Annotated in this window: 4 protein-coding genes; 1 reads left to right on the top strand and 3 read right to left on the bottom strand. The window is 71.8% G+C overall.

Annotated features, from left to right (window positions below):
• Nucleotides 1–146: 146 nt before the first annotated feature.
• A complete protein-coding gene (locus E1265_RS34985) occupies nt 147–1,112 on the bottom strand; it encodes a hypothetical protein (RefSeq protein WP_132934981.1) in 966 nt (321 codons plus the stop codon).
• 209 nt (nt 1,113–1,321) lie between these two features.
• On the opposite strand from E1265_RS34985, the gene E1265_RS40525 reads away from it, so the two are divergent.
• Entirely contained in the window at nt 1,322–1,450 is a 129-nt protein-coding gene (locus tag E1265_RS40525) for an LPFR motif small protein (RefSeq protein WP_279571495.1), read from the top strand.
• Between the two features lie 66 nt (nt 1,451–1,516).
• Here the strand turns inward: E1265_RS40525 and E1265_RS34980 are convergent, their stop codons facing one another.
• Nucleotides 1,517–2,665 carry an acyl-CoA dehydrogenase family protein gene (locus E1265_RS34980; protein WP_132934980.1) on the bottom strand — a complete coding sequence of 383 codons (1,149 nt, stop codon included), beginning with the start codon at nt 2,663–2,665 and terminating at the stop codon, nt 1,517–1,519.
• Between the two features lie 5 nt (nt 2,666–2,670).
• Nucleotides 2,671–3,582 (bottom strand): hydroxymethylglutaryl-CoA lyase (locus E1265_RS34975; protein WP_132934979.1); only part of this gene is annotated, 912 nt, incomplete at its 5' end.

The raw sequence follows: 3,582 nt of genomic DNA, 5'->3' as shown, positions 1-3,582 counted from the left end.
GGGCGAGACCCCGAGCCTGACCGAGATCCTGGAGAACCCGGCGCTCTGGTGCGACCTCGCGTTCGAGGCGGAGGACGAGGCGGTGCTCGACCTCTGCCGCACGCTGCTGGACGGGTGAGCGGGCGTCGCCGCCGCACCGCCGTCGGTCAGCCCCTGCCCTCCGCCAGGGCAACGCAACTCGGGTGGTCCTGAAACTCGTGGCAGGGCTGGAAGGTCGGCATGTCCTCGGTGATCGGAAGCCCGGGGAACATGGCGCTGGCCAACCAGTACTGCTCGGGATCGGCGGGCACCGCCTCGGCGGAGAACGGCCGGTCGCCGTCGCGGAGGATCACCTCGCCCTCGTCCCCTCGGGCGTCGCGATAGCTGGCCCGCAGCTCCCACTCGCACGACTGGTCGCGCACCAGCGCCTCAACCCGCAGCCCGCCAGGATCGAGCCCACCCCCGAGATCGATCCGGCGGCGGCTGAAGTACGGCTGTCCCTGGTCGGGTCCCTCGTCGGAGATCCACAGGGTGGGGTCGTCCGCGGTGAGATCGACCAGCACGCCGGGATAGAAGCCCTCGCCCTGCGGCGGCACCTCCACCACCGTCCTGGCCGAGGGCTCGCGGCACGAGACGTTGACCGGTGCCATGTCCACGATGCTGAGCTGGGACTCCCGGGAGGACAGGAAGTTCATGGTGAACACGGTCGTGTCCCCCCGCCCGGGGTCGTACCCCGGCGGAAGCTGCGACAGCGTCACCGGGTAGCGGATCAGTCGGCCGCCCAGGGGGCGGAGGAAGTCCCACACCTGGGTGGAGGGCAGATACCGCAGCGTCTCCTGTTCCTCGGGCGTCAGCGGCCGGTCGAGGACGATCTTGTAGTGGTAGGGAACGGACGTGTCGTAGCTGATGGAGCTGGTGAACGGCACCCTGGCCTCGTCCATATCCTCCGTCGCCTCCCGCTCGGCGGCGACCCGGGAGTCGGTCGTCCACAGATCGAGGCCGTAACCGACGGCGAAGCCGCCGAGGGTGGCCAGCACGCCGAGCACCACGATGATCGCCAGCGCGAGGCGACGGGTGCGGGGCGAGGCACCCCTGGCCTCGGGAATGAACCGCTCCTCCAGGACGTCGCGCACGGAAGGACCGGGAGCCGGCGGCGGCGCGGGTGGCGACGGTGGTGAAGACCTCGGCGGCCGCGGCGGTCGCGGTGGTAAGGACGACGGATCCGGCATGACCTCAGAGACACCCCCCGTGTCGAGTCGTCATCCACTGTACGGCGGGCGCGCGCACGTTTCGAGGTGCTGCGCCGGGTAACCCGGTGGTGGATCGAAGGGACGATTCTGCCATGTTTCGAGCCATAGCGGACGTGCTCCGCGCGATCGGCGGGGCGCTCGCCACCGTTGTCTCCCTGCCGTTCCGGGCCGTTGCCCGACTGTTCGGCGAGGTGTCCGACACGGTACGCGGCCGACACTGACCCCGTGGGGGTGGCGGCCGGCGCTTCCGAGCGTGCCGGCCGCCGCTCCGCGTCCCGTCGGGCGCCTCAGGCGGTCATGCCCAACTCCCGGGCAATCAGCATGCGTTGGACCTCACTCGTGCCCTCGCCGATCTCCAGGATCTTGGCGTCGCGCCACATCCGCGCCACCGGATACTCGTTCATGAAGCCGTAGCCGCCGTGGATCTGGGTGGCCTCGCGGGCGTTGGTGACGGCGGCCTCCGAGCAGTGCAGCTTGGCGACGGCGGCGGCCTTCTTGAACGACTCGTCGGCCCGCATCCGGGAGGCGGCGTCGCGCCAGGCGAGCCGGGAGGTGTGGGCGCGGGCGTCCATGTCGGCCAGCTTGAACTGGATGGCCTGGTTGGCGCCGATCGGACGGCCGAACGCCTCGCGGGTGCGGGCGTAGGTGGTGGACTGGTCGACGCAGCCCTGGGCCAGGCCGGTGGCCAGGGCCGCGAAGGCGATCCGGCCCTCGTCGAGCACGGTGAGGAACTGCGCGTAGCCCCTGCCCTCCTCGCCCAGCAGGTTGTCGACGGGGACCCGGCAGTCGGTGAAGGACAGCTCGTGGGTGTCCGAGGCGTTCCACCCGACCTTGGAGTAGCCGGGGGCGACGGTGAGGCCCGGGGTGCCGGCGGGGACGAGGATGGTGGAGATGGCGCCGTCAGGGCCGGTGCGGGCGGTGATGGTGATCAGCCCGGTGATGTCGGTGCCCGAGTTGGTGATGAAGCTCTTGCTGCCGTTGATGACCCACTGGTCGCCGTCCCGCACGGCGGTGGTGCGGGTGCCGCCGGCGTCCGAGCCGCAGCCGGGCTCGGTGAGGCCGAACGCGGCCAGCTGCTCGCCGGCGCAGAGGCGCGGCAGCCACTCCCGCCGCTGGGCCTCGGTGCCGAAGCGGAAGACGGGCATGACGCCGAGCGAGACGCCGGCCTCCAGGGTGACGGCGACCGAGGAGTCGACGCGGGCCAGTTCCTCGATGGCCAGGCAGAGGGCGAGGAAGTCGCCACCCATGCCGCCGTACTCCTCGGGGAACGGCAGGCCGAACAGGCCCATCTTGCCCATCTCGCGGACGATCTCGTACGGGAAGGTGTGCGCCTCGTAGTGCTCGGCGATGCGCGGCGCCACGACATCGTTGGCGAACTGCTCGACGGTGCGCCGCAGTTCCTCGTGTTCCGGGGTCAGCCTGTGGTCCAGGGACATGGTCGTCACTCCTCGTGGGAGTCGGGGGCGCCGGGGTTGAGCGCCCGCACGGTGCGGGAGGGGCTGGGGCGGCCGAGGTAGTCGGCGAGCCAGACGCTGGTGGCGGCGAGCCGGTCGAGGTCGACGCCGGTCTCGATGCCGAGGCCATTGAGCATCCACAGCAGGTCCTCGGTGGCGAGGTTGCCGGTGGCGCTCCTGGCGAAGGGGCAGCCGCCGAGGCCGCCGGCCGAGGCGTCGACGGTGGTCACGCCGTGGCGCAGGGCGGTCAGGGTGTTGGAGAGCGCCTGGCCGTAGGTGTCGTGGAAGTGGACCGCGATCCGCTCGACGGGGACGCCGGCCCCGTCGAGCGCGGCGAGCAGGGCCGTCACCTGTCCCGGGGTGGCGACGCCGATGGTGTCGCCGAGGCTGAGCTCGGAGACGCCGAGCTCGATCAGCCGGCGGACCACGGCGACGACCTGGGCCACCGGCACCTCCCCCTCCCAGGGGTCGCCGAAGCACATCGAGACGTAGCCGCGCACGGGGATGTCCTCGACGACGGCGTGCGCCACGACGGGCGCGAACATCCGGAGGGACTCCTCGACGGTGCGGTTGAGATTGGCCTTGGCGAAGGACTCGGTGGCGCTGGCGAAGACGGCGACCTCGCGGGCACCGAGGGCCAACGCCCGGTCCAGGCCGCGCTCGTTGGGGACGAGGACGGGCAGCCGGCGGTCGCGGAGGTCGTCGAGGAGCGGGAAGAGGCGCTCGGCGTCGGCGAGTTGGGGCACCCAGGCGGGGTGCACGAAGCTGGTCGCCTCGATGGTGGTGAGGCCGGCGTCGGCGAGCCGGTGGATGAACTCGGCCTTGACCTCGACGGGGACGACCGCCTTCTCGTTCTGCAGGCCGTCGCGCGGCCCCACCTCGTGGATACGGACCCGGGC

The organism is Streptomyces sp. 8K308, assembly GCF_004348315.1.
GTDB lineage: Bacteria > Actinomycetota > Actinomycetes > Streptomycetales > Streptomycetaceae > Streptomyces.
The sequence above is the reverse complement of the archived record's forward strand: the minus strand, read 5'-3'. Positions and strand labels throughout refer to the sequence as shown.